General features: G+C 41.2%; 17 protein-coding genes. 8 read left to right on the top strand and 9 right to left on the bottom strand.

What is annotated here, in order from left to right:
* Positions 1 to 71 precede the first annotated feature (71 nt).
* Positions 72 to 983 (top strand): sensor histidine kinase, encoded by a 912-nt coding sequence (locus CV014_RS20780; RefSeq protein WP_236143771.1) that lies wholly within the window; start codon positions 72 to 74, stop codon positions 981 to 983.
* On the opposite strand, the gene CV014_RS20775 is transcribed toward CV014_RS20780, so the two are convergent.
* The 8 genes from CV014_RS20775 to hemB form a co-directional block, all read right to left on the bottom strand.
* On the bottom strand, positions 943 to 1,413 hold the full coding sequence (locus CV014_RS20775; protein ID WP_236143778.1) for a GNAT family N-acetyltransferase: 471 nt from the start codon (positions 1,411 to 1,413) through the stop codon (positions 943 to 945). The two genes, CV014_RS20780 and CV014_RS20775, sit on opposite strands and share 41 nt — an antisense overlap.
* A gap of 216 nt (positions 1,414 to 1,629) precedes the next feature.
* On the bottom strand, positions 1,630 to 2,028 hold the full coding sequence (locus CV014_RS20770; protein WP_236143770.1) for a hypothetical protein: 399 nt from the start codon (positions 2,026 to 2,028) through the stop codon (positions 1,630 to 1,632).
* Positions 2,029 to 2,142: 114 nt separating this feature from the next.
* The gene (gene secF, locus CV014_RS20765) at positions 2,143 to 3,126 is read right to left on the bottom strand and encodes a protein translocase subunit SecF (RefSeq protein WP_236143769.1); all 984 of its coding nucleotides are present in this window, start codon (positions 3,124 to 3,126) and stop codon (positions 2,143 to 2,145) included.
* Complete coding sequence (secD, locus tag CV014_RS20760; protein ID WP_236143777.1) at positions 3,123 to 4,547, bottom strand: protein translocase subunit SecD; 1,425 nt, start codon at positions 4,545 to 4,547, stop codon at positions 3,123 to 3,125. Before secD ends, secF begins: the two co-directional genes overlap by 4 nt.
* 227 nt (positions 4,548 to 4,774) lie before the next feature.
* Positions 4,775 to 5,758 carry an alpha-ketoacid dehydrogenase subunit beta gene (locus CV014_RS20755; RefSeq protein WP_236143768.1) on the bottom strand — a complete coding sequence of 328 codons (984 nt, stop codon included), beginning with the start codon at positions 5,756 to 5,758 and terminating at the stop codon, positions 4,775 to 4,777.
* A 234-nt stretch (positions 5,759 to 5,992) separates the two neighbouring features.
* A complete protein-coding gene (locus CV014_RS20750) occupies positions 5,993 to 6,283 on the bottom strand; it encodes a helix-turn-helix domain-containing protein (protein WP_236143767.1) in 291 nt (96 codons plus the stop codon).
* Between the two features lie 279 nt (positions 6,284 to 6,562).
* Positions 6,563 to 7,018: a DUF3592 domain-containing protein gene (locus CV014_RS20745; protein ID WP_236143766.1), complete on the bottom strand. Its 456-nt coding sequence runs from the start codon at positions 7,016 to 7,018 to the stop codon at positions 6,563 to 6,565.
* Positions 7,019 to 7,266: 248 nt separating this feature from the next.
* Positions 7,267 to 8,256: a porphobilinogen synthase gene (hemB, locus tag CV014_RS20740; RefSeq protein WP_236143765.1), complete on the bottom strand. Its 990-nt coding sequence runs from the start codon at positions 8,254 to 8,256 to the stop codon at positions 7,267 to 7,269.
* Positions 8,257 to 8,785: 529 nt separating this feature from the next.
* Here hemB and prfC point away from each other — a divergent pair.
* The 5 genes from prfC to CV014_RS20715 all read left to right on the top strand — a co-directional run bounded on the left by prfC (position 8,786) and on the right by CV014_RS20715 (position 16,679).
* Complete coding sequence (gene prfC / locus CV014_RS20735; protein WP_236143764.1) at positions 8,786 to 10,414, top strand: peptide chain release factor 3; 1,629 nt, start codon at positions 8,786 to 8,788, stop codon at positions 10,412 to 10,414.
* A gap of 270 nt (positions 10,415 to 10,684) precedes the next feature.
* The gene (locus tag CV014_RS20730; RefSeq protein WP_236143763.1) at positions 10,685 to 12,877 is read left to right on the top strand and encodes a zinc metalloprotease HtpX; all 2,193 of its coding nucleotides are present in this window, start codon (positions 10,685 to 10,687) and stop codon (positions 12,875 to 12,877) included.
* Positions 12,878 to 13,048: 171 nt separating this feature from the next.
* Complete coding sequence (locus CV014_RS20725; RefSeq protein ID WP_236143762.1) at positions 13,049 to 13,189, top strand: hypothetical protein; 141 nt, start codon at positions 13,049 to 13,051, stop codon at positions 13,187 to 13,189.
* A gap of 557 nt (positions 13,190 to 13,746) precedes the next feature.
* The gene (locus CV014_RS20720) at positions 13,747 to 14,238 is read left to right on the top strand and encodes an RNA recognition motif domain-containing protein (protein ID WP_236143761.1); all 492 of its coding nucleotides are present in this window, start codon (positions 13,747 to 13,749) and stop codon (positions 14,236 to 14,238) included.
* Between the two features lie 1,169 nt (positions 14,239 to 15,407).
* On the top strand, positions 15,408 to 16,679 hold the full coding sequence (locus tag CV014_RS20715; RefSeq protein WP_236143760.1) for a glycosyltransferase family 4 protein: 1,272 nt from the start codon (positions 15,408 to 15,410) through the stop codon (positions 16,677 to 16,679).
* 107 nt (positions 16,680 to 16,786) lie between these two features.
* Here the strand turns inward: CV014_RS20715 and lipA are convergent, their stop codons facing one another.
* Positions 16,787 to 17,686: a lipoyl synthase gene (gene lipA, locus CV014_RS20710; protein WP_236143759.1), complete on the bottom strand. Its 900-nt coding sequence runs from the start codon at positions 17,684 to 17,686 to the stop codon at positions 16,787 to 16,789.
* Positions 17,687 to 18,156: 470 nt separating this feature from the next.
* Here lipA and CV014_RS20705 point away from each other — a divergent pair, with 470 nt between their 5' ends.
* Together CV014_RS20705 and CV014_RS20700 are read left to right on the top strand one after the other, a co-directional pair.
* A complete protein-coding gene (locus tag CV014_RS20705) occupies positions 18,157 to 18,786 on the top strand; it encodes a response regulator (protein ID WP_236143758.1) in 630 nt (209 codons plus the stop codon).
* Between the two features lie 601 nt (positions 18,787 to 19,387).
* The gene (locus CV014_RS20700) at positions 19,388 to 21,643 is read left to right on the top strand and encodes an ATP-binding protein (RefSeq protein ID WP_236143757.1); all 2,256 of its coding nucleotides are present in this window, start codon (positions 19,388 to 19,390) and stop codon (positions 21,641 to 21,643) included.
* Positions 21,644 to 21,654: the final 11 nt, after the last annotated feature.

Below are 21,654 nucleotides of genomic sequence, written 5' to 3'. Positions count from 1 at the left end.
TTAAATGGGTTGAAGTGGGAAACAGTTGTTTCCTGGTTGTGATCAAATAAAAAGTTAATATCTGTCAAAATATGGATTGGAGTAACTGGGTATATCTCGGAGTAGGATTATTTATCGGCTTAGGTTCTAGCTGGTTATTGACAAAACGCTCTGTCAAACCGATTGCGCGAGAATCACCAATAACACCCACAAATCAACAAGCAGAAATATTACTCCAAGAAACGATCAGAAATACTCAATTAGCCTATGAAATGGCTAAGGAAATGAGTGAGTTTAAAGGGGGATTTTTAGCGCGGACTACCCATGAATTGCGATCGCCTCTAAATGGTCTAATTGGATTACATCAGTTGATTTTGTCGGATTTATGTGAAGATCCAGCAGAGGAACGCGAATTTATTGCCCAAGCGCATGAACGGGCTTTAAAATTGCTGCATCTTATGGATGAAATTCTCAATGTTGTTAGAACAGAACATGGTACGAATAAATTAGATATTCAACCCCGGCCTGTAGCTGAGATTTTACAAGAAGTCTATAACTTAACTTATATGTTGGCAGTAGACCGCAATTTTAAATTGCGAGTCATACCCCCAGAGCCAGAGATTTGCGCTTTAGCAGACCAAAGATGGTTAAGACAGATATTACTAAGCTTCGTAGATACAGCTATTTCTCAAATGAAAGAAGGTAGTATTTGTCTTTCTTGTGGTCTTAGTGATGACTATGTACAAATTTGGTTAGATTTACCGCAACACGCTTTGTTGAGCTATGAGTCTATAGATTTACTCACATCTGAAACCAGTGATGCAGAACCAGAAAAAACTGCTCTTTCCCCTGGGATGAAACTATTGCTCAATCAAAAGTTACTGGCAACGATGGGGGGTAAGTTGGAAATATTAGCAGATCCCGTGGCTGGGGAGACAGAGCAGTTAGCGAGGATACAAATATCTATGCCCCTAGAGATTCTGAAAGTTGAACTTCCGCAGTAGTCATGCTGCTCAGATTGGCTTGATTATACAGAACCATAGTGGTAGTGTTATTAGTCTGGAAACCAATTTTTTCATAGAACTTCTGTTGATAAGTAGTCATCAAATAAACACGCTCAACTTGCATTTGTGGATGACTCAAAACAGTTTCCACTAATTTACTACCTAACCCAGTTCCTTGATAATCTGGGTGAATAACCACATCCCAGATTGTCGCTCTATATATCCCATCGGAAGTAGCTCTAGCAAAACCAATCAGTTTTTTGCCATCCCAAACAGAAATTACCGGCTTGCTATTAGCAATAGCTATACTCAAATCTTTAATAGTACGTCCTTTCGCCCAAAAAGCTGCAATATCAAATAAATTTTGGAGTTGATCAAGGTCTATTTCAGCATGGTGATGCTCACGAAACTGAATTTGTGGGTGATTCATCATGTAGGCACTCCGATGTGGCAGTCTTTTCACTGTCTTTCAATCATATTGTGCAAGAAATCACCGGATTCTGGTATTCGTGTCCTGGGAAATTTGGGGATTGGGGATTGGGGATTGGGGACTGGGGATTGGGGATTGGGGATTGGTAGACAAGGTAGACAAGGTGGACAATGACTAATGACTATTGACTAATGACTATTGACTAATGACTATTGACTATTGACAAACCCATTTCCATAGGGGATGAGTAGGGCCTTGTTGGCGAATTTGAAATACTTGTTTTTCTAAACGATGCTTTTCTTGTTGCGGTAATCCCAACAAAATATTGCGACTTTGCCAAACTAACACAGAAGTTGTCATCCCGATACAAAAGGCTAACCCTAGAGCCGAAAAGGGATGGTAGACAACTCCATAACGCAGTGCTACCCAAGTAAAGTATTGTTTCCACAAGACGATTTCGGAACGGAGATTCCACAAACACAAGGGAGCAATTGTCAACCATAAACAGCCGACAAATATCCATCTACCATACACAGTTAACTGGTGTAGTCTTTGGACTTGTTGCGTTAGAGATTGTTCATTACCAGAAATTTCTGGTTCTTCTGATTTAGTCATGGGGATTGGGGATTGGGGATTGGGAATTGGGGATTGGGGATTGGGGATTAGGGATTAATCAATTTAAGATTCTATTCCCTGTTCCCTGTTCCCTATTCTCTATTCCCTAATTGACTACTCTACAGATGTATCAGTGACTCCAGTAGTTTCTACTACTGTATATTTACCTGTGCGTTCTCGCCATAGTGTTAGTAAGGTACTGGCGATAAAAATACTGGAGTAAGCTCCGGCGGTGAAGCCGATAATGAGTGCTAGAGCAAAGTTTTTCAGGGTTTCGCCACCAAATAAGAAGATGGCGAACAATGGGAGCATAGTTGTGAAAGTGGTATTGATGGATCTGCCTAAAGTTTGGTTGACGGCATCATCAACAATCTCGGTTATTGGTTGCTTAGGGTTGGTTTGTAATGTTTCTCGGATGCGATCGTAAATGACTACTGTATCGTTGACAGAGAAACCTGTAATTGTCAACAGAGCCACAATAAATAAACTGTCTACTTCCGTACCAAAAACCAGACCGAAAATTGAGAAGAAACCTACTGTGATCATCACGTCATGAAGTAGAGCGATGATGGCAAAGACGGCGTAATCTAACTGAAATCGGAATGTTAGGTAAACTACAATACCTACGAAGGAAACTATCAGAGCAAGAAGACCAGAGGTAAATAATTCTTTCCCCAATGTCGGCCCTACAGTGTCAATCTGATTTTTCTGTTCATCAAAAGTACCTACTTTTTCGCTTAAGGCGGTTTGTAGTTTGGTACGTTGTTCCCGATCTAAATTTTTGGTACGAATGAGGATGCCGTTTTCTTTACGTGTATCTTTGTCGGCGACGATTTGAATGCTGCTATCACCAAGTCCTTCTGCTTTGGCGACTTCCCGCACCACATTAATATCTATGGGTTTGTCGCAGTTTCCTGGTTTATTACAATCTCGTTCAAATTGTAGCCGTGTACCACCAACAAAATCCAAACTAGGGCGTAAGGGGGCGCGAATGTTGGGGTTTTGCCAGGAAATGAACATGGAGATCAAACCAGCCAGAGTGATAGCAGCAGAAAGAGTCCACCAGAGCGATCGCGATTTGTTAATACTTAATTTCATTTAGCCACCTCTGCCTGATTTGATGCTCCTGAATTTGGCAGGTTAGGACAAAAAAGTTCTGGTTTTCGCAGCGCAGGAATAGAAATTGCGACGAACATTAAACTGCGACTACAAGTAATAGCACTAAACATACTCACAGCCACACCTAAAGCCAAAGTTAAAGCAAAGCCTTTGACTAAGCCCGCCCCTAAGTAAAATAAAGCAGCACAAGCAATAACTGTGGTGACGTTGCCATCTAAGATGCTGGAAAAAGCCCGATAAAAGCCAGACTCAACAGATCGATAGAGTGATTTACCGGCTCTTAACTCTTCCCTAGTACGCTCAAAAATCAGCACGTTTGCGTCTACTGCCATACCGATACTGAGAATAAAACCTGCAATTCCTGGTAAGGTGAGGGTGACATTCAATAGACAAAAGCTAGCCCAGGTTAAGATGGCGTAGATAATTAGGGCAATATCGGCAATTAATCCTGGTAGTCTATAGTACACAACCATAAAGATTAAGACTAAAATCAGACCACCAATCCCAGCATAGATACTGCTCTTGATGCTATCTTGTCCCAGGGTTGCGCCGACTGTGCGGATTTCGGCAATTTCTACGGGTACAGGTAAAGCACCACCACGCAGTTGCACGCCTAAATCATTGGCTTGTTGGGCAGTAAATCTACCCGTAATTACCGCAGATCCACCAGTAATCCCAGCACTGGCAAATTCTACACCCACAACGGGCGCGCTAATTAGTTCATTATCGAGAAAAATCCCGATACTGCGTCCTGTACCTGCGAGATTTTTGGTAAGTTCGGCAAACAGTTCACCACCTTTTTGGTTAAAGCGGATAGCAACGTTCCAGTTGTTACCTTGTCGGGTGGGTTCGCCGTAGGCATCTGTGAGATATTTACCATCAAGCGGGGGTTTGGTGCTTTCAAATAAATCCGCGATCGCTTGATTATTGTTCTTTAAATCTTCTAAATTTTTATTAATTGCTGCTTGGTCTTGACTTTTTCTTAATGCTTCTTGCTTGGCTTTCAATTCCGCCCGTGATGCTTGAAATGCCAATAATTGAGTTTCTGTACTGGGTTTTTGCAGACGAAATTCTAGCTGTGCTGTACCGCCTAGAACTCGTTCTGCTTGTTCTGGATCATTTACCCCTGGTAACTGTACCAGGACTTTATTTCCACCCACGGTTTGAATAATAGGTTCAGAAACACCCAAACTATTAATCCGCCCTTCCACAACCTTTTTCACCCCATCTAATTCCCGTTCGGTAATTTGGGGAATTTCGGCTGTAGGTTTCACTTCGATGGTAAGTTGTGAACCACCGCGTAAATCTAAGCCCAAGGGTGCAGGAAATCTCCAGCTAAAGGCCAAGGAGGCTATGACTAAAATTAAGATTAACGCTAAAAGCGATCGCTGTCTCTCCATACCGTAACTCGCAAATGACAAACGCTATAATAACGCTCTTTGCATCAGTTATGAGTAGGTGGGTATGGGGAATGGGGCATTGGGAATGGGGAATGGGGAATGGGGAATGGGACATTGGGAATGGGGCATGGGGCATTGGGCATTGTATTTTTCTCCCCCTGCTCCCCCTGCTCCCCCTGCTCCCCCTGCTCCCCCTGCTCCCCCTGTTCCCCCTGCTCCCTACACCCCTAGACTCGCATCGCCACCATTTTCTGCACTGCTTCCACAATTTGTTCTGGCTGGACGATGGTTAGGCGTTCTAGTGCGCCGTTGTAAGGTGTGGGAATATCTTGGGATGATAGTCTTAATACTGGGGCATCTAGTTCGTCAAATAGGCGATCGTTAATAGATGCCACTAATTCTGCACCAATACCGCCGGTTCGCATACATTCTTCTACGATAATGACGCGATGGGTTTTACGTACTGATGCACCGATAGTATCAAAATCTAGTGGTTTGAGAGATATTAAATCAATTACTTCTGGGTCGTAACCTTGTTTTTCTAAAGGTTTCACAGCTTGCATCACATGATGACGCATCCGTGAGTAAGTTAAAATTGTGACATCTTTACCTTTGCGGACAACTTCAGCTTTATCTAAGGGAAGTACGTATTCTTCCTCTGGGAGATTTTCTTTTAAGTTGTAAAGTAAAACGTGTTCAAAGAACAATACGGGGTTATCATCGCGAATGGCAGCTTTTAGCAGTCCTTTGGCGTTGTATGGGGTGGAACAGGCGACAATTTTCAATCCTGGGACGGCTTGGAAGTAAGCTTCTAGACGTTGGGAGTGTTCTGCACCTAGTTGTCTACCGACACCACCAGGGCCGCGAATGACCATTGGGATTTTAAAGTTACCACCGGAAGTGTAACGCAACATCCCGGCGTTGTTGGAGATTTGGTTGAAGGCGAGGAGCAGAAAACCCATGTTCATACCTTCAATGATGGGTCGCAATCCTGTCATGGCTGCGCCAACTGCTATCCCAGTGAAGCTGTTTTCTGCAATGGGAGTATCTAAAACTCTTAAGTCGCCGTACTTTTTGTATAAGTCTTTGGTGACTTTGTAAGAACCGCCGTAGTGTCCTACGTCTTCACCTAAAACGAAGACACTGGAATCACGCGCCATTTCTTCATCAATGGCTTCCCGCAAAGCGTTGAAGAATAGTGTTTCTGCCATTTAGACCTTTTTTACAACTATTGTTTTAGAATCTTATCGCGCTACCGCGACTAATACCGTGAGCGATCGCACTAGTGAGAGAGTTAGCAAGGCTCAAAATTACCCTGAAATTATCTCTTAGCTTGTGGCAGATTTACACCTGAAACTGAATCAAACAGTGGTTATACAGCAATTAACTACTCAGACAGTTAGCTAAAGCCATTTTCAAATATGAGACTTTGAATTAGCAGGCTATCAGTTGCAAACCGGCGAATCAGTCACCTGTGTTACCTGATTTTCTGGAAAGCGTCTGGGCCTTCCTGGTTTGCGTTTGTGTTGTTGATTAATTGACTTTTCACTGGCGATCGCTAATTCTTCAGGGGTACATTTAAATATCCGCAAAGCTTCCAAATATTTTTTTGGGGTCATGGTTGGCTCAGTCCGCCCAGCTTCCCAGTTACGAACGCTGGTTTCACTGATTGCAAGTCTGAAGGCCACTTCGGCGCGACTGACACCAGCACGCTCTCTCAGGACTTGCATATCCATAGTTCATGCTCCCATTACAAAATTTAAACTTTTTTGTTAAACCAATTGACATTTTTGTCAATTATGAAATTCAAAAGACTAAATTTATTATCTATGTTTATTTTATAGGCGATCGCTGCACTCTTTGACAAAATCAGTCACTAATTTCTGTAACATCTCATACCAAATTGCCTGTGTCCGCATTAATAAAGCAAAAATAACCGATTTGAGCCATATAATAGCGCAAATCAGCCTTTTACTCTTGAACAGAAAAATATACTGTTATGAAGTCTGGTCAGGTTACTCACCCAAAGACAACCGGACAGGTGACAACTGACGCAGACCAGAAACTACGCTTAGTCCACCCATCCCAATGGCTAGCCAAGATACGAATGATTCCAGGGGTTCGACTTCTCTCGCTGTAGTTATCGGTTGTTTGGGGTCGTAACGCACAGCTACTATTTTGCCTTCGCTGACGCGGGAGGAATCATAGTCACCTGTGAAGCGGACAGGATCACCCTTGACGAGAAACTCGATTACTGGCGCGTAGGTATCTTTTTGTTTATCATTGCGATCGCGATCGCGGCGATGAACCGTATCTACTACCTTACCTTGGGTTTCTGTGAGTGTGGCACGCTCATAAGCAATTTGTTTATTTGACCAAAAACCAGCCCCAATAAACATTAGTCCCACTAATAAGCCAATCATTCCACCCAATTTATCTTCAAAGGTAACTTGACGCAGTTGCACATTCATAGAATTTAAAATAATCAACAAGAAGTTTATCGACTGTCGCTTGATTAAATAACAGCGAAGTAGCTAAAAATTATGTATATAAAAATTAGTAATTTGTGATATTGATTCATTTAAAAATATTACAATTGAGTTTGTAGTAAGGACTTTAGTCCTTTCCTGAGAACTAAAGTTCTCACTACAAACTTTCAAATTAAAAGACGTAGCAATGCTACGCCTTAAAAAAACACTCATTTCTTGATTTCTCAACATCACACAGATGATCGCAACCATCTAGCCGCATCTTTGGCATGATAGGTTAATATCAAGTCTGCGCCGGCACGTTTGAAACTGGTTAAAGTTTCCATAACTACGCGCTGTTCATCTATCCAACCATTCAAAGCCGCAGCTTTGACCATTGAATATTCACCAGAAACGTTGTAAGCAGCCACAGGTAAATTGCTTGCTTCCTTCACACGCCAGATGATATCCATGTATGCTAAGGCTGGCTTAACCATGAGCATATCTGCACCTTCAGCAATGTCTAGCTCAATTTCTTTAATCGCTTCCCGTGCGTTACCAGGGTCCATTTGATAGGTTCTTCTGTCGCCAAATTGGGGGGTTGAATCGGCTGCGTCTCGAAATGGGCCATAGTAAGCGGAAGCATACTTAGCAGCATAAGACAAAATGGGTGTGTCTTGGAATCCTGCTTCATCTAAAGCAGAGCGAATTGCTTGTACAAAGCCATCCATCATTCCCGAAGGCGCGATAATGTCAGCACCGGCTTGAGCTTGGGAAACTGCTGTTTTTTTCAATAGTTCTAGGGTGGGGTCGTTGAGAACTCGTCCTGTCAAATCACCCACTTGCAAATAACCGCAGTGTCCATGACTGGTGTATTCACATAAACAAGTATCAGCAATCACAATCAAATCTGGCACGGCTGATTTTACTGCTATGGCTGCTTTCTGCACAATACCGCAATCATGCCAAGCACCGGTAGCATCGGTGTCTTTGTCGGCTGGAATACCAAATAAAATGATGGCGGGAATGCCTAAGTCGTAAACTTCTTTGGCTTCTTCGACAATTTTATCTATCGAAAGTTGGTACACTCCAGGCATGGATTTGACTTCGTTGGCAATGCCCTCACCTGGTACAGCAAACAAGGGATAGATTAAATCATTTGTCGTTACTATGGTTTCTCGTACCATCCGGCGCAATTGGGGATGGGTACGCAGACGGCGGGGGCGATGGGTGGGAAACATAAATTTCTGTGAAAAAATACGAATATGATGGACACAAAACAAAGCGTCACAAAAGCCGGACGAAATTCCGCTATTGTCAGCCAGACTACAGACAGTGCTTAACTGTCCTTTGCCCTACTCCTGCTCAAGCTGTGGGGCAATTTTGTATTTTACAAGAGGCAGGAGACGAAGAATTTTAGATTTCGGATTTTGGATTGGTTATCTCAAAACCTAAAATAGTTGGCGGTCTGTTTTCAGCATGAGGTTAGACAAATATTGGAAATTGTCATTGAGATATGAACTAACTTTCAATTATCTACTTCTAAATTCTCAATTTTTTGGAAGGTTTTATGATAATTTTTATTAAAAGTTTATGTTGGGTGAGTAAGTTGGAGTTTTAACGCGGAGGTGCGCGGAGTTTTTTGGGTGTGGTTTAATTGATGCTTTTTAATTTTGAGTTACTTTTGGTGAGGTGCGTTGTTTTAAGATGAAGGGACTCGCTAAAGTAGAAAAGCATTAAGTTACGTAACAAGGAAGTAAATATAATTTTATGTCAACTGAACTTCAGGCAGAATTGGGTCAAGCAGTTGAGATGCGGCGCAATTTTGCGATTATCTCTCACCCTGATGCTGGGAAAACTACGCTGACGGAAAAGTTGCTGCTCTACGGGGGGGCAATTCATGAGGCGGGTGCTGTGAAGGCTCGCCGGGCGCAGCGTAAGGCGACTTCTGACTGGATGGCGATGGAACAGCAACGGGGTATTTCTATTACATCTACAGTATTACAGTTTGAATATCAAAATTGTCAAATTAATTTACTGGATACTCCCGGACACCAGGATTTTAGTGAAGATACTTATCGAACTTTGGCGGCGGCTGATAATGCGGTGATGCTGATTGATGCAGCTAAGGGTCTTGAACCTCAAACTCGCAAATTATTTGAAGTTTGTAAACTACGCGGTTTACCAATTTTTACCTTTGTAAATAAATTAGACCGTCCTGGTAGAGAACCACTGGAATTATTAGACGAAATTGAGCAAGAGTTGGGTTTGCAAACCTATGCGGTAAATTGGCCGATAGGTATGGGCGATCGCTTTAAGGGTGTGTTTGATCGCAAACAGCAGCAAATTCACCTGTTTGAACGTACTTCCCACGGTAGTAAGGAAGCCCTTGATACAGTTGTCAACTTGGGTGATCCGCGCATTGAGGAATTACTGGAACAAGAGTTGTATCACCAACTGAAAAATGATCTAGAACTATTAGAAGGGGTCGGCCCAGAATTAGATTTAGATTTGGTACATCAAGGCAAAATGACTCCAGTTTTCTTTGGTAGTGCCATGACTAACTTTGGGGTAGAGTTATTTTTGAAATCCTTCCTCGACAATGCCTTAAAACCAGGTGTCCACGTCAGTAGCGTCGGTGAAGTCCCCCCCACTTATCCAGAGTTTTCCGGTTTCGTTTTCAAATTGCAAGCCAATATGGACCCTAAACATCGCGATCGCGTCGCTTTTATCCGGGTCTGCACTGGTAAGTTTGAAAAAGATATGACAGTGAATCATGCGCGAACTGGTAAAGTTGTGCGGTTATCTAGACCCCAAAAACTGTTCGCGCAAGAACGGGAATCTATTGATGTAGCGTATCCAGGTGATGTCATCGGTTTAAATAATCCAGGTGTTTTTGCGATCGGCGATACAATTTACACTGGGCAGAAGCTGGAATATGAAGGGATTCCGTATTTTTCACCAGAACTATTTGCGACTCTTCGCAATCCCAACCCCTCCAAGTTTAAGCAATTCCAAAAAGGCATCTCCGAATTGCGGGAAGAGGGTGCAGTGCAAATCATGTATTCCGTTGATGAAGCCAAACGCGACCCCATTATGGCAGCCGTGGGGCAGTTACAGTTTGAAGTGGTGCAGTTTCGCTTACAAAACGAGTATGGTGTAGAGACCCTCCTAGAACTATTACCCTACAGCGTTGCTCGTTGGGTAGAAGGTGGCTGGGAAGCTTTGGACAAGGTGGGACGTATCTTTAACACCACCACAGTCAAAGACAACATGGGTCGCCCAGTTTTACTGTTCCGCAACGAATGGAACTGTCAACAATTACAGGGAGATCATCCAGAGTTAAAACTCAGCGCGATCGCCCCGGTGTTTTCTAGTCAAAAGGCAGTTGAAGAGTGAGTTAGTGCTGAGTGCTGAGTGCTGAGTAGTGAGTGCGGAGTTATTCTGCCCCCTGCCCCCTGCCTCCTCCTAGAAACCACAGGCTTTGATGTAGACCACATCTGAATGATCCGCGCTTTGTTATAGCAGTTATTTAGTTGGATGAGAACAAACAGTGATCAGAAAACTTTAGATTCACAACAACTTTCTTCACTGTTTCCTGTTCCCTGTTCCCCGTTCCCTGTTATATAACCGTGGATCAAATCACACAGATGGAGTGTCAAGATTTCTATGCCTTCACACGCTAAATCGTCTTTGGAGGCTGGTTTAGTTGCCCTCAAACAAGGAAATTATCAAGCAGCGATCGCTCAACTACAACCGCTAGCCAGTCATCAGGGTGATGAGACTGTGAGTTTACAGGCTAGGGTGGGGTTAGTTATGGCTTATGCGCGCAGTGGCGAAGTTCGTAAGGCGATCGCCCTGTGTCAAACTCTCACGGATAGTCAAAACCCCAAGGTACAAGAATGGGCAAAAACCGCCCTTGTACATTTGACCAAAAAGAAGCGTAAAAAAACAGATAATACTCAAGTTAAACAGGCATCACAACCAACACAAGCTCAATCTCAACCTAACTACGCTTCAACTTTGCCCTCTGTAGGGTTACACAATGTCTATCAGGGACAGAGTTTAGCTGGCAATCCCTTGATTAATCAAGCCAGTTACAACAAAACTCAGGAATTTGGTGTTTATTGGCGACAGGCAAAGCGCGCGAAGGTTTGGCAGCCTTTACAAAAAACAGGTTTAATCCCCTTGCGATTATTGGCAGCAGGCACGTTTATGGCACTGTTTTGGGTGCTGCGAGAACTGCTCAATTTCACAATCGACTCGATTAACTTGGCTATAGTAAAACTGCCGTATTTAGAGCCTGTGCAGTTTCTCTATCGTGATCTTACCCCAGCGTTATTTGCTATTTTGTTCATTGCGATCGCCATCTCACCTTGGTTATTGGATTGGCTATTAGCAAAATTTTACGGTCAACGTGAGTTGTCTAAGGATGTTTTAAACAACCATAGTCGGGAAACACCCCGCGTATTGCATCGCTACTGCCAACAACGTCACTGGCCATCGCCCCAATTGCGGATTTTACCCACGGCTGCACCTATAGCTTTCACCTATGGCAATTTACCCAGAAATGCCCGAATTGTCGTCAGTCAAGGTCTGTTAGATCAACTGGCAGATGATGAAATTGCTACTATCTATGCGGCACAACTAGGACAAATCACTTACAAAGATTTCGTCCTCATGTCTTTAATCTTGCTGGTGACGCTACCAATTTATCAACTTTATCAGCAAGTATCAGATTGGGGAAATACGACCGCTAAGGGCATATGGCATTGGCCGTTTACCATTGTCTCTAGTCTCACCTATGGATTATGGTGTGTGCTGACCGGCACAGCTTTGTTATATTCGCGGTTGCGTCCTTATTATAGCGATCGCCTTGCCGCCGAAATCACAGGTAATCCCAATGGTTTGATTCGCGCCTTACTCAAAATTACCATTGGCATTGCTGCTGATATCCAAAAGTCAGAATTTACCAGTTGGCAATTAGAAAGCTTGAATCTGTTACTACCAGTTAGTTATCAACAAAGTGTGACTCTTGGTAGTATTGCTGGTCATCTCAATTTTGAGTCAATGTTGATGTGGGATAGTATCAACCCCTATCGCCGTTGGTTGATATGGAACAATACACATCCACTCATTGGCGATCGCATTGAACGCCTATGTAAAATAGCACGTCATTGGCACATTGACCCAGAACTACATTTAGCCAGTCAACAGTCCCTCAGCCAGCAAGCACTGACAGTTACCCGTCAGTCTTTCCTACTGCAAATTGCCCCATTTTTGGGCATTCCTCTCGGCTTTGTGTTTGCAGGTTTAATTTGGTTAGCGTGGCAAACCGCCTTTGCTCTTAGAATTATCAATCTGAAGTGGATTTACGAAGATTGGTCTTTTGTGACAGGTTGTCTTTTGATCTGCTTTAGCATTGGTTTGGTAATCAGGATGAATTCCTTTTTTCCAGACATTAAAACGAGTAACGTCCATACTGAAGAACAGTTACCTTACTTATTAGCCAATCCCTCTAGTATCCCCATCGATAGCATTAAAGTGCGTTTTGCTGGTAAGTTACTAGGTCGTCCTGGAATTAGTAACGCTCTAGCACAGGACTTAGTTTTACAATCCACCACAGGTTTAGTGAAACTACACCATATTTCTTGGTTAGGACAGCCAATTTACCATCAAGAATTAATTGGTCGCCAAGTCACCGTTACAGGCTGGTTGCGTCGAGGTGCAACACCCTGGATAGATATCCACACCCTGCAAACTCAAGGCGGTAAAACTCTCAATAGTCCCCATCCCATTTGGTCTACTGTCATAGCCGTTATAGCCCAAGCTTGGGGTGCTTATATTTTTCTCACAGGCTAGTTATACCAATTCACAATTCGCAATGGACTTCGTCCCGCTTCGCTAACGCAATTCGCAATTGATAAATCCTGACTTGACAAGGTTTTCTGGGTTTCGATCTGTATCAGAATTTTAGTGAATTGGTATTAGAAAGGAAAAAGGCAAAAGGCAAAAGTAAAAAGAGATTGATTGTTGAAAGTTTGCGCTGATTGCGACTGGGTAGTTAAGTTTGAAGCCATAACTATTCCCAATGCCCAATGCCCAATGCCCAATGCCCAATGCCCAATGCCCAATGCCCAATGCCAAAATGTAAATAAATATTGCAAAGACTGACGATTGATGTTACATTTGTTCACAAATATCTTGGTAACTGAAATTACACAGCGTTTCAGCTTGGCAACTGCCACTGTCTGTACACGCCTATCTATTCATGTTTATCCTCCTAAACACAGCAGCAAATTGACCAGCCAATGGCTGGTTTTTGTTTCCACCTTCAATATTCCTTCTTGAGAAAATATGTGTTTTATGCTACGATGGCTTAATAGAATTACAAAAAAAGTGTCTGCTGAACTAGCTACGTAGAAAATACCGTGGTAATGTAAGGGATGGTGTTTAATTCTGCGGGCGAAAGCATTGAAAAAAATGCTGACGGCAAGAAACAATTAAAAACAAATTTACAACTTCTAGAATTAAGGTGGTACTAGCATAGCGTTGTATGCGCTTTTGGATTCAGTTAAGTTTGATCCCAACAAAAAACTGTATTGTAAAGATTGACAGTTTGGAGTAAAAAAATTGGTTTATGGCAGACTTGGTCAATAGCATTTAACAGCCAACACCAAGCAGTTGTTTTCTTGCCTTGCCATGTTCATTCAACTCTGGAGGTATAGTTCATGTCCGTTCGCCTATATATAGGCAATTTGCCAAAAGAAGAAATAGATCGTCAAGAACTACAAGCGGTTTTTGCTGCTGAAGGTGATGCGGTCACTACTAAGTTAATCAAAGACCGCAAAACAGGCAAATGTCGTGGTTTTGGTTTTCTGACAGTCAACAACGATGAACAAGCTGATCAAATCATCGAAAAATATAATGGTCAGTTGTTCAAAGAAACACCCATCAAGCTAGAAAAAGCTTTACCTCGCACTAAAGGTGAGGAAGGAGACGAACAAGCAGCCCCAACACCTGCTGCTAGCGGTAATCCTAGCCCGAAAACTAACAAAGAAGGTTCTCGACGTGATCGAGGTTCTAAGAAGTCTCGTCGCGGTGGTGGTGGACGGGAAACCAGCACCAGCACCTCTGACTCAGATGCTATTCGCCCCGATCCGCGTTGGGCTTCAGAGCTAGAAAAGCTCAAGCAAATGCTAGCTGCTCAGACTACCAACTAGGTGCAAGAAGTGAAAGATTAAAAATTAAAAGTCAGATTTTTTTGATTTTTAATTTTTAATTGTTTAAGTTTCCGTCATGGCTCAACTGAGGGTTAATGATAGCTACGATTTTGGGTGCGATCGCTCTTTTAGTGTGAAGTGTACCGCTAATTCCGGTAAAAGTTGCGATCGTACTTAGTCTCAGTTAACTCATCAATTTTTTTTGAATCTTCCAGAGTCATTATCACCAGAGTGAGGGCAAGGAAAACTCCTCGACTGGAATCTGATTTCATTGCGGTAAAATGCTCAAAACTTCTGTCTTCAACAGGAGTAGTCAGATTTTCATATAAATGAATAACCCCTTTAGTCTGATTGGGTGTTGAATTAGGGCTAAAGGGGTTTTAATTTTTAATAGGGAACAGGGGGAAGATAGGGGTGAGACTTTTCCTTGTTGTCTAAACCCACCACAGAACTTTTCACAAACTCTCATTGAGGATGATTGATTTTTGGTGTTCCCTAAATATTAGTATTCCACTGGATTGATTTTCACAGATTGCAGGTGTTCAGCTACCCGACTTTTAAACAAGTCGGGTAGTTATGACCGATGATCATTTGTTTGGACGACTACTATATTTTTGGCATTTTTTGTATTTTAAGCTACAAAAAAATTGGCTATTTATTAGTAATATTTAGAGCTTTTTTGACGAAAAATAAACTGAATTTAATGCAAAAATCACTATTCCGTATTGATACTGATAAATTAGTCTAGCTCAATTGTTATTTGATGAATTCATGAAGATTGGGACGAAATAATTAAGTACAAATACGGTAGTTTAATTATACTTTTTACTAATAAAAATAGTATATCTATGGATATAGAAGGGGTGTTTTTCAGTAGGAAAACGGATTAATTGCTATTGGGAATAAGAGTATATCTGCGTCTTAATCTTTAGTTAAATAGAACTTTATCTATCACAAGGATTAGATTTGAGTATGACTATTTGTGTATAAACAAATCAAATATAAATACCAAGAAAGAAAGTATCATCCTAGCAATAGATAGATAAAAATATTTGACATATTAAATTAAAATAAAGGTTACTCAAAGTTCCTACATAATCCTAGTAATTGCACTGTAAGTAATCTGGGAATTGCCCACAACTTTATTCACATCAGCAACACACCAACGTATGAACGCTAACACTGAAAAACGTATAGCTTTGATTTCCGTCCACGGAGATCCAGCTATTGAAATTGGTAAAGAGGAAGCTGGGGGACAAAATGTGTACGTGCGTGAAGTAGGTAAAGCCTTGGCAAATTTGGGGTGGCAAGTAGATATGTTTAGCCGCAGAGTCAGTCCTGAGCAGGAGACAATTGTGCAGCATAGTCCATCTTGTCGAACAATCCGCTTAACAGCTGGGCCAGTAGAATTTGTCTCCAGAGATCAGGGTTTCAAACATTTGCCAGAGTTTGTGCAGCAATTACTGCAATTCCAGCGAGAGAACGACATTATTAAATATCCAGTTGTACATACAAACTATTGGCTTTCTAGTTGGGTAGGAATGCAATTGAAGGCTTTGCAAGGTAGCAAACAAGTTCATACATATCACTCTTTAGGAGCAGTTAAATACAAAAGTGTCGATACAATTCCTTTGATTGCTACGAAACGGTTAGCTGTAGAAACACAGGTTTTAGAGACAGCAGACAGAATTGTTGCGACTAGTCCGCAAGAACAGCAACATATGCGATCGCTAGTTTCCACAAAAGGTTATATTGATGTGATTCCTTGCGGTACAGATATCCGAAAATTTGGCTCCATAGATAGAGAAACAGCTAGAGCTGAATTAGGGATTGCATCTGATGCCAAAGTTGTATTGTATGTAGGACGTTTTGATCCGCGCAAAGGCATAGAAACTTTAGTACGTGCGGTGAATCAGTCGCAATTACGTGACTCTGGTAAACTCAAACTCATTATTGGTGGTGGTAGCACTCCTGGTGCTAGCGATGGTAGAGAACGCGATCGCATTGCAGGTATTGTGCAGGAATTGGGCATGAGTGAATTGACAATTCTTCCAGGTCGTTTAGGACAAGAGATTTTACCGACTTACTACGCGGCGGCGGATGTGTGTGTAGTTCCCAGCCATTATGAACCATTCGGACTAGTAGCAATTGAAGCAATGTCCTGTGGTACACCAGTAGTGGCTAGTGATGTGGGTGGTTTGCAGTTTACAGTCGTCACAGAAAAAACTGGTTTATTAGTTCCACCCAAAGACGTTGATGCGTTCTCTGTTGCCATTGACCGAATTCTTCTCAATTCAGCGTGGCGAGATGAATTAGGTGAAACTGCGAGAAAACATATTGCCTCTAAGTTCAGTTGGGGTGGCGTAGCAGATAGATTAAGCCAACTATACACCCAAATTCTCAATACATCGATTCTAGAACCGATGTTAGTTGGTAAATAAAAGGCAATGGGAATAGGGTATGGGGCATTGGGCATGGGGCATTGGGCATTAAAGTAAAATCTACCTTGTCTCCCATTCCCGATTCCCGATTCCCGATTCCCGATTCCCTACTCTCCCGCATGATAGGAACTACGAACCAGAGGCGCGGAACGGACATGAGTAAATCCCATTTCCCAGGCGATTTTGCCGAGTTGATCAAATTCTGCGGGTGTCCAGTATTTCTGCACTGGGAGATGATCTAGAGAAGGGCGCATATATTGACCGATGGTAATGCGATCGCATCCTACTGCCCTTAAGTCTTTCATGGTTGTGATCACTTCCTCTACTGTTTCGCCATGTCCCAGCATTAACCCTGATTTGGTGGGAATTGTGGCATCGAGTTCTTTAACTATAGCTAGTACCCGCAAAGAGCGATCGTATTTAGCACCCCGACGTACTGGCCCTGTTAAGCGTCGCACTGTTTCTATATTATGGTTAAAGCAAGCTGGTTGGGCTTGTACAATCATTGCCAGACGTTGACGTTGCGTAGTTTCACTTGCACCCACGCCTCCCCAGAAATCTGGTGTCAAAACTTCAATTTGTGTGTCTGGGTTGAGTTGACGAATAGTCGTCATTGTTTGGACAAAGTGGCTGGCTCCTTGATCTGGCAAATCATCACGGGCTACGGAAGTTAACACCACATAACGTAATCCTAAAAGCTGTACAGCTTCCGCTACCTTTTGGGCTTCCTCTGGATCGAGTGGCATAGGTGCATGACCCTTATCAACTTGACAAAAAGCACAAGCACGAGTGCAGGTTGGCCCCATCAATAAAAAAGTGGCGGTTTTTTGGGCGTAGCATTCACCCCGATTAGGACAACGACCTTCTTCGCAAATTGTATGAATTTGGCGTTGTTTAATTATGCGTTGTACTGTGGAAATTTCGCTGGCTTTGCCGATAGAACGACGTAACCAACTAGGCATAGCCATGATTTCCGCTTTGATTTCGGCTGGTTGAGAAGAAGTCATATCAATTTTGGATTTTAGATTTTAGATTTTGCGGAAAGTCTGTAGCTTGCTTCCCGCAGGGTGCGGAGGTTTCCTCCGTACAGAACTTTCCAAGATGGATTTTGGATTAAAAGCCTATATTCTTAGCCTGTTATAGAATATCGCAACAATACTAGCTATGCCGATTTGGTGTCATAGTCAATTCCAAACAGATCACTAGGTATGAAAAAATTTAATTCCTTTCAAGATTACTGGAAATAGCTGATTAACTCAGGCTGAGAGTTCAAAATTTATATGGGCTTTAAATTTTACCATGATACAAAATCGGCTCTCCGCATCCGTAAGTTTATTAAAACACTGGCTATAACGAGATTTATACCGAAATATACTATCCCCCAATTAATCACAATGTTGAGTATAGTGGGAGCATTCTCACAGTCAACCGCAGTGACCGTTATTGAAACTTAAATATTCTTTTAGAGCAATCAGTCGTGGCAAGTAACAAAATTCTAGTTATCGATGACACTACCGTTGTCAGGGTAAAAGTTAGGGAAATGCTACCTCCTGGCAATTTTGAGGTATTGGAAGCAAAAGACGGTTTAGAAGGACTACATTTTATCCGTCAAGAAAAACTCAGCTTAATTATGTTGGATTTTCTGTTACCCAAAATGAGTGGGTGGGAGGTTTTTCAGCAAGTTCAGGCTCATCCTGATTTAAGAAAGATTCCTTTAGTGATTATGTCTGGTCGCAAGGAAGAGGTAACAGAGAAAATTACCGAACCTTTTGAGTATTTTGAATTTCTCGGTAAGCCTTTTGACCAAAAACAGTTAATTGGTGCGATTAAGTCAGCAATGACTAAAGCTAAATTACCGCGTACAGAACCCGTAGCAGTAGCAGCTCCTACTGTGAAAAATGTTGCTGCACCTACTGCTACAGTGACACATAGCGCGGTAGCAACGGCTAGTACAACGGCGGTAGTTGCAAATACGGAAGTAAACACTGCTTCTGCGGCGGAAATTCAAGCATTGAATGAAAAAATTGAGAAAATGCAAGCTGAGATTGAGAGCTTGAAGAAACAGTTAACTCAAGTAGTGACTTTCATTAAGCAAAAAATCAAGTAGCTGAAGTCTTTAGCGATGTGCGGAAATCTCCTAGTGATACGAATCTATCTATATAATCAGTAAGATTTGGCAAGTGATATGAGATAGAGGAATTCATCTAAGCGATCGCCATCATGAAAATGCTCGCAATATACCTTCATACAAGTCCGCATAAGCGGACTTGTTTTATCTTTAACTATAGGAATCATATTTGATTTCTGAAAAAACTCGGTACACCTCTGTTACTTCTTTTCCTGTTCCCTGTTCCCTACCTACGCAAATCGTTTCAATAATCAAGTCGGATTCCTATATCATTGACTAGTAATCAACTCAGTTTGACGGTATTATCAAGTTTATCTCATGTTAACAATTAACTATAAATTCTCATTATATTTAATAAAACTCCTAAATATATTGTAGTGGAGTTAGGGTATTAATACACTTTGTGGTATTGGTACTGGAAGAATGGGAAAAATAATTACACTTATTGACAGATAGCTTTCCCACCTATCCAGAATTAACAATAATGACGCGTAATACTATTCAAATTTTTAGAAAATGGCCTCTCCGTTTCATCTTAATATTTCCTTTTGTAATGCAAATTTTTACCACAGTATCAATTGTGGGATACATTTCTTTTAGAAATGGACAAAAAGCTGTCAATGAACTGGCTCATCAACTAATAAATCGAGTCAATGAATTAGTTGAACAACACTTAGATACTTACTTAACGACACCTCATCAGATTAATCAAATTAACCTGGAGGCTGTAGAAATGGGGATGCTCAATTTAGCAGATTTACAGCTAACAGGGCATTATTTTGCTAAACAAATGCGAGTATATAACATTGGTTATATTAACTTTGCTAACCTCCAAGGTGAATATATTGGTGTTGAACGTTTAGATAATGGACAATTATTAATTAACGAAGTTTCTCAGGCTAAAGGTTTAGGGAAACTTTATATTTATACAACAGACGATCAATTACGTCGCCAGAAATTAATAGAAGTTAAAGATTATGATCCTCGCTTAGAAGCTTGGTATAAAGATGCAGTACAAGCAAACAAACCCATCTGGAGTCAAATATATCAATGGGAAGATAAACCAGAAATACTATCTATATCTTCGAGTTATCCTCTCAATCAGAAAAAATACAAATTTTCTGGTGTGATAGGCGTAGATTTAATATTGTCACAGATTAGTAGTTATCTGGGAAAGCTCGAAGTAGGTAAAACCGGAAAAGTATTTATTCTAGAGCGTTCTGGTATGATCGTAGCTACTTCTACCAATGAACCACCATACAATGTTGTCAATGGTAAATCTCAAAGACTATCAGCTGTAAATAGTAAAAACTATATTATAAAAAGTACAACAAAAAATTTAATCCAAAACTTTGGTTCTCTACAAAATATTAAGTCTACACAACAAAGTATTTTAAATTTACAAGATGAAAGAAATTTTGTACAAGTCACACCTTGGCGAGATTCATTAGGTTTAGATTGGCTAGTCGTGGTAGTTGTCCCTGAAAACGAGTTTATGGCAGAAATTAATGCCAGTAATCGTACAACTATTTTTTCATGTTTGATTGCCCTAGTTTTAGCTACAGCTATAGGTGTATATACTTCCCGTTGGATAGCATATCCTATTGTTCAATTAACTCAAGCTAGTAGCATAATTGCATCTGGTAATTTAGAGCAAACAGTAGTAAATTCCGATGTCGAAGAAATCAACATACTGGCCCAATCATTTAATCAAATGGCAGGACAATTAAAGGAATATTTTACATTTTTAGAAACTACCAATCAAGAACTAGAGAAACGTGTAGCTGAAAGAACCGCAGAAATTACTGCTGCAAAAGAAGCTGCTGATGCAGCCAATCGGACGAAAAGTGAATTCTTAGCGAATATCAGTCATGAATTACGTACCCCATTAAATGGCATTATTGGTTATGCACAGCTTTTGCAACTCAATCCCCATACTAGTGCTGAACAACTGCAAGGTATTAATGTGATTCATGATTGTGGCTCTCATTTATTAACGCTCATTAATGATATTTTAGATGTCGCCAAAAATGAAGCTAAAAAATTAGAACTATACCCCAATGCTTGTGATTTTAAAAAACTACTATTGGGAGTAGCTGATATTTGTCGTATTAAGGCTGAACAAAAATCTCTTGATTTTAGTTGTCGCATCGATGAGGACTTACCGATAACTATTCAAACTGATGAAAAACGCCTCCGGCAAGTTTTAATTAATCTCTTGGGTAATGCTATTAAATTTACCCAAAATGGGGCAGTAAGTTTTATTGTAGAAGTTATCGCGCATGATATCAACACACAGCCTCCCATAACCAGAATTAGTTTTCAAATTATCGATACAGGCATTGGTATGCTACCTGAACAATTAGAAAAGATATTTTTACCCTTTGAGCAATTAGGAAATACTTTACAAAAATCCGCAGGTACAGGTTTAGGACTAACAATTAGTCAGCAGATTATAGAAATGATGGGTAGTAAAATAAATGTTGAAAGTAGATATGATACAGGAAGCAAGTTTTGGTTTGAATTAGATCTACCAGTCGTGAGCGCAGATAGAAGTTTAGACATATCCTATATTCCCAACACCTTGCTGAATTTTGAGCAGAAATCCCATTCAGCAATAGAGGAAATAATTTTTCCCCCTGCTAGTGAGTTGCTCAATTTATATCAAGCTGCTAAAGCCGGTTATGTTGTCGATATCAAAGCAGAAATACAGCGTATTCATGATTTAGATGTCAAATATGAAGCATTTACTCACAAAGTTTTGCAACTATTAGAGGAATTTGAAGATGAAGCTATCGTAGAAATGATTCAACCTTATGTAGAGAAAATTCAGTGACGGATAGACTA

The sequence above is a fragment of the Nostoc sp. CMAA1605 genome, assembly GCF_021596505.1.
GTDB lineage: Bacteria > Cyanobacteriota > Cyanobacteriia > Cyanobacteriales > Nostocaceae > Trichormus.
This window is presented reverse-complemented; position numbering and strand designations above follow the sequence as displayed.

Bases quoted from the DNA above. Each gene is read 5' to 3' on its own strand.
- CV014_RS20780 (WP_236143771.1), top strand. From the start codon at position 72: ATGGATTGGAGTAACTGGGTATATCTCGGAGTAGGATTATTTATCGGC.
- CV014_RS20775 (WP_236143778.1), bottom strand. From the start codon at position 1,413: ATGAATCACCCACAAATTCAGTTTCGTGAGCATCACCATGCTGAAATA.
- CV014_RS20770 (WP_236143770.1), bottom strand. From the start codon at position 2,028: ATGACTAAATCAGAAGAACCAGAAATTTCTGGTAATGAACAATCTCTA.
- secF (WP_236143769.1), bottom strand. From the start codon at position 3,126: ATGAAATTAAGTATTAACAAATCGCGATCGCTCTGGTGGACTCTTTCT.
- secD (WP_236143777.1), bottom strand. From the start codon at position 4,547: ATGGAGAGACAGCGATCGCTTTTAGCGTTAATCTTAATTTTAGTCATA.
- CV014_RS20755 (WP_236143768.1), bottom strand. From the start codon at position 5,758: ATGGCAGAAACACTATTCTTCAACGCTTTGCGGGAAGCCATTGATGAA.
- CV014_RS20750 (WP_236143767.1), bottom strand. From the start codon at position 6,283: ATGGATATGCAAGTCCTGAGAGAGCGTGCTGGTGTCAGTCGCGCCGAA.
- CV014_RS20745 (WP_236143766.1), bottom strand. From the start codon at position 7,018: ATGAATGTGCAACTGCGTCAAGTTACCTTTGAAGATAAATTGGGTGGA.
- hemB (WP_236143765.1), bottom strand. From the start codon at position 8,256: ATGTTTCCCACCCATCGCCCCCGCCGTCTGCGTACCCATCCCCAATTG.
- prfC (WP_236143764.1), top strand. From the start codon at position 8,786: ATGTCAACTGAACTTCAGGCAGAATTGGGTCAAGCAGTTGAGATGCGG.
- CV014_RS20730 (WP_236143763.1), top strand. From the start codon at position 10,685: ATGCCTTCACACGCTAAATCGTCTTTGGAGGCTGGTTTAGTTGCCCTC.
- CV014_RS20720 (WP_236143761.1), top strand. From the start codon at position 13,747: ATGTCCGTTCGCCTATATATAGGCAATTTGCCAAAAGAAGAAATAGAT.
- CV014_RS20715 (WP_236143760.1), top strand. From the start codon at position 15,408: ATGAACGCTAACACTGAAAAACGTATAGCTTTGATTTCCGTCCACGGA.
- lipA (WP_236143759.1), bottom strand. From the start codon at position 17,686: ATGACTTCTTCTCAACCAGCCGAAATCAAAGCGGAAATCATGGCTATG.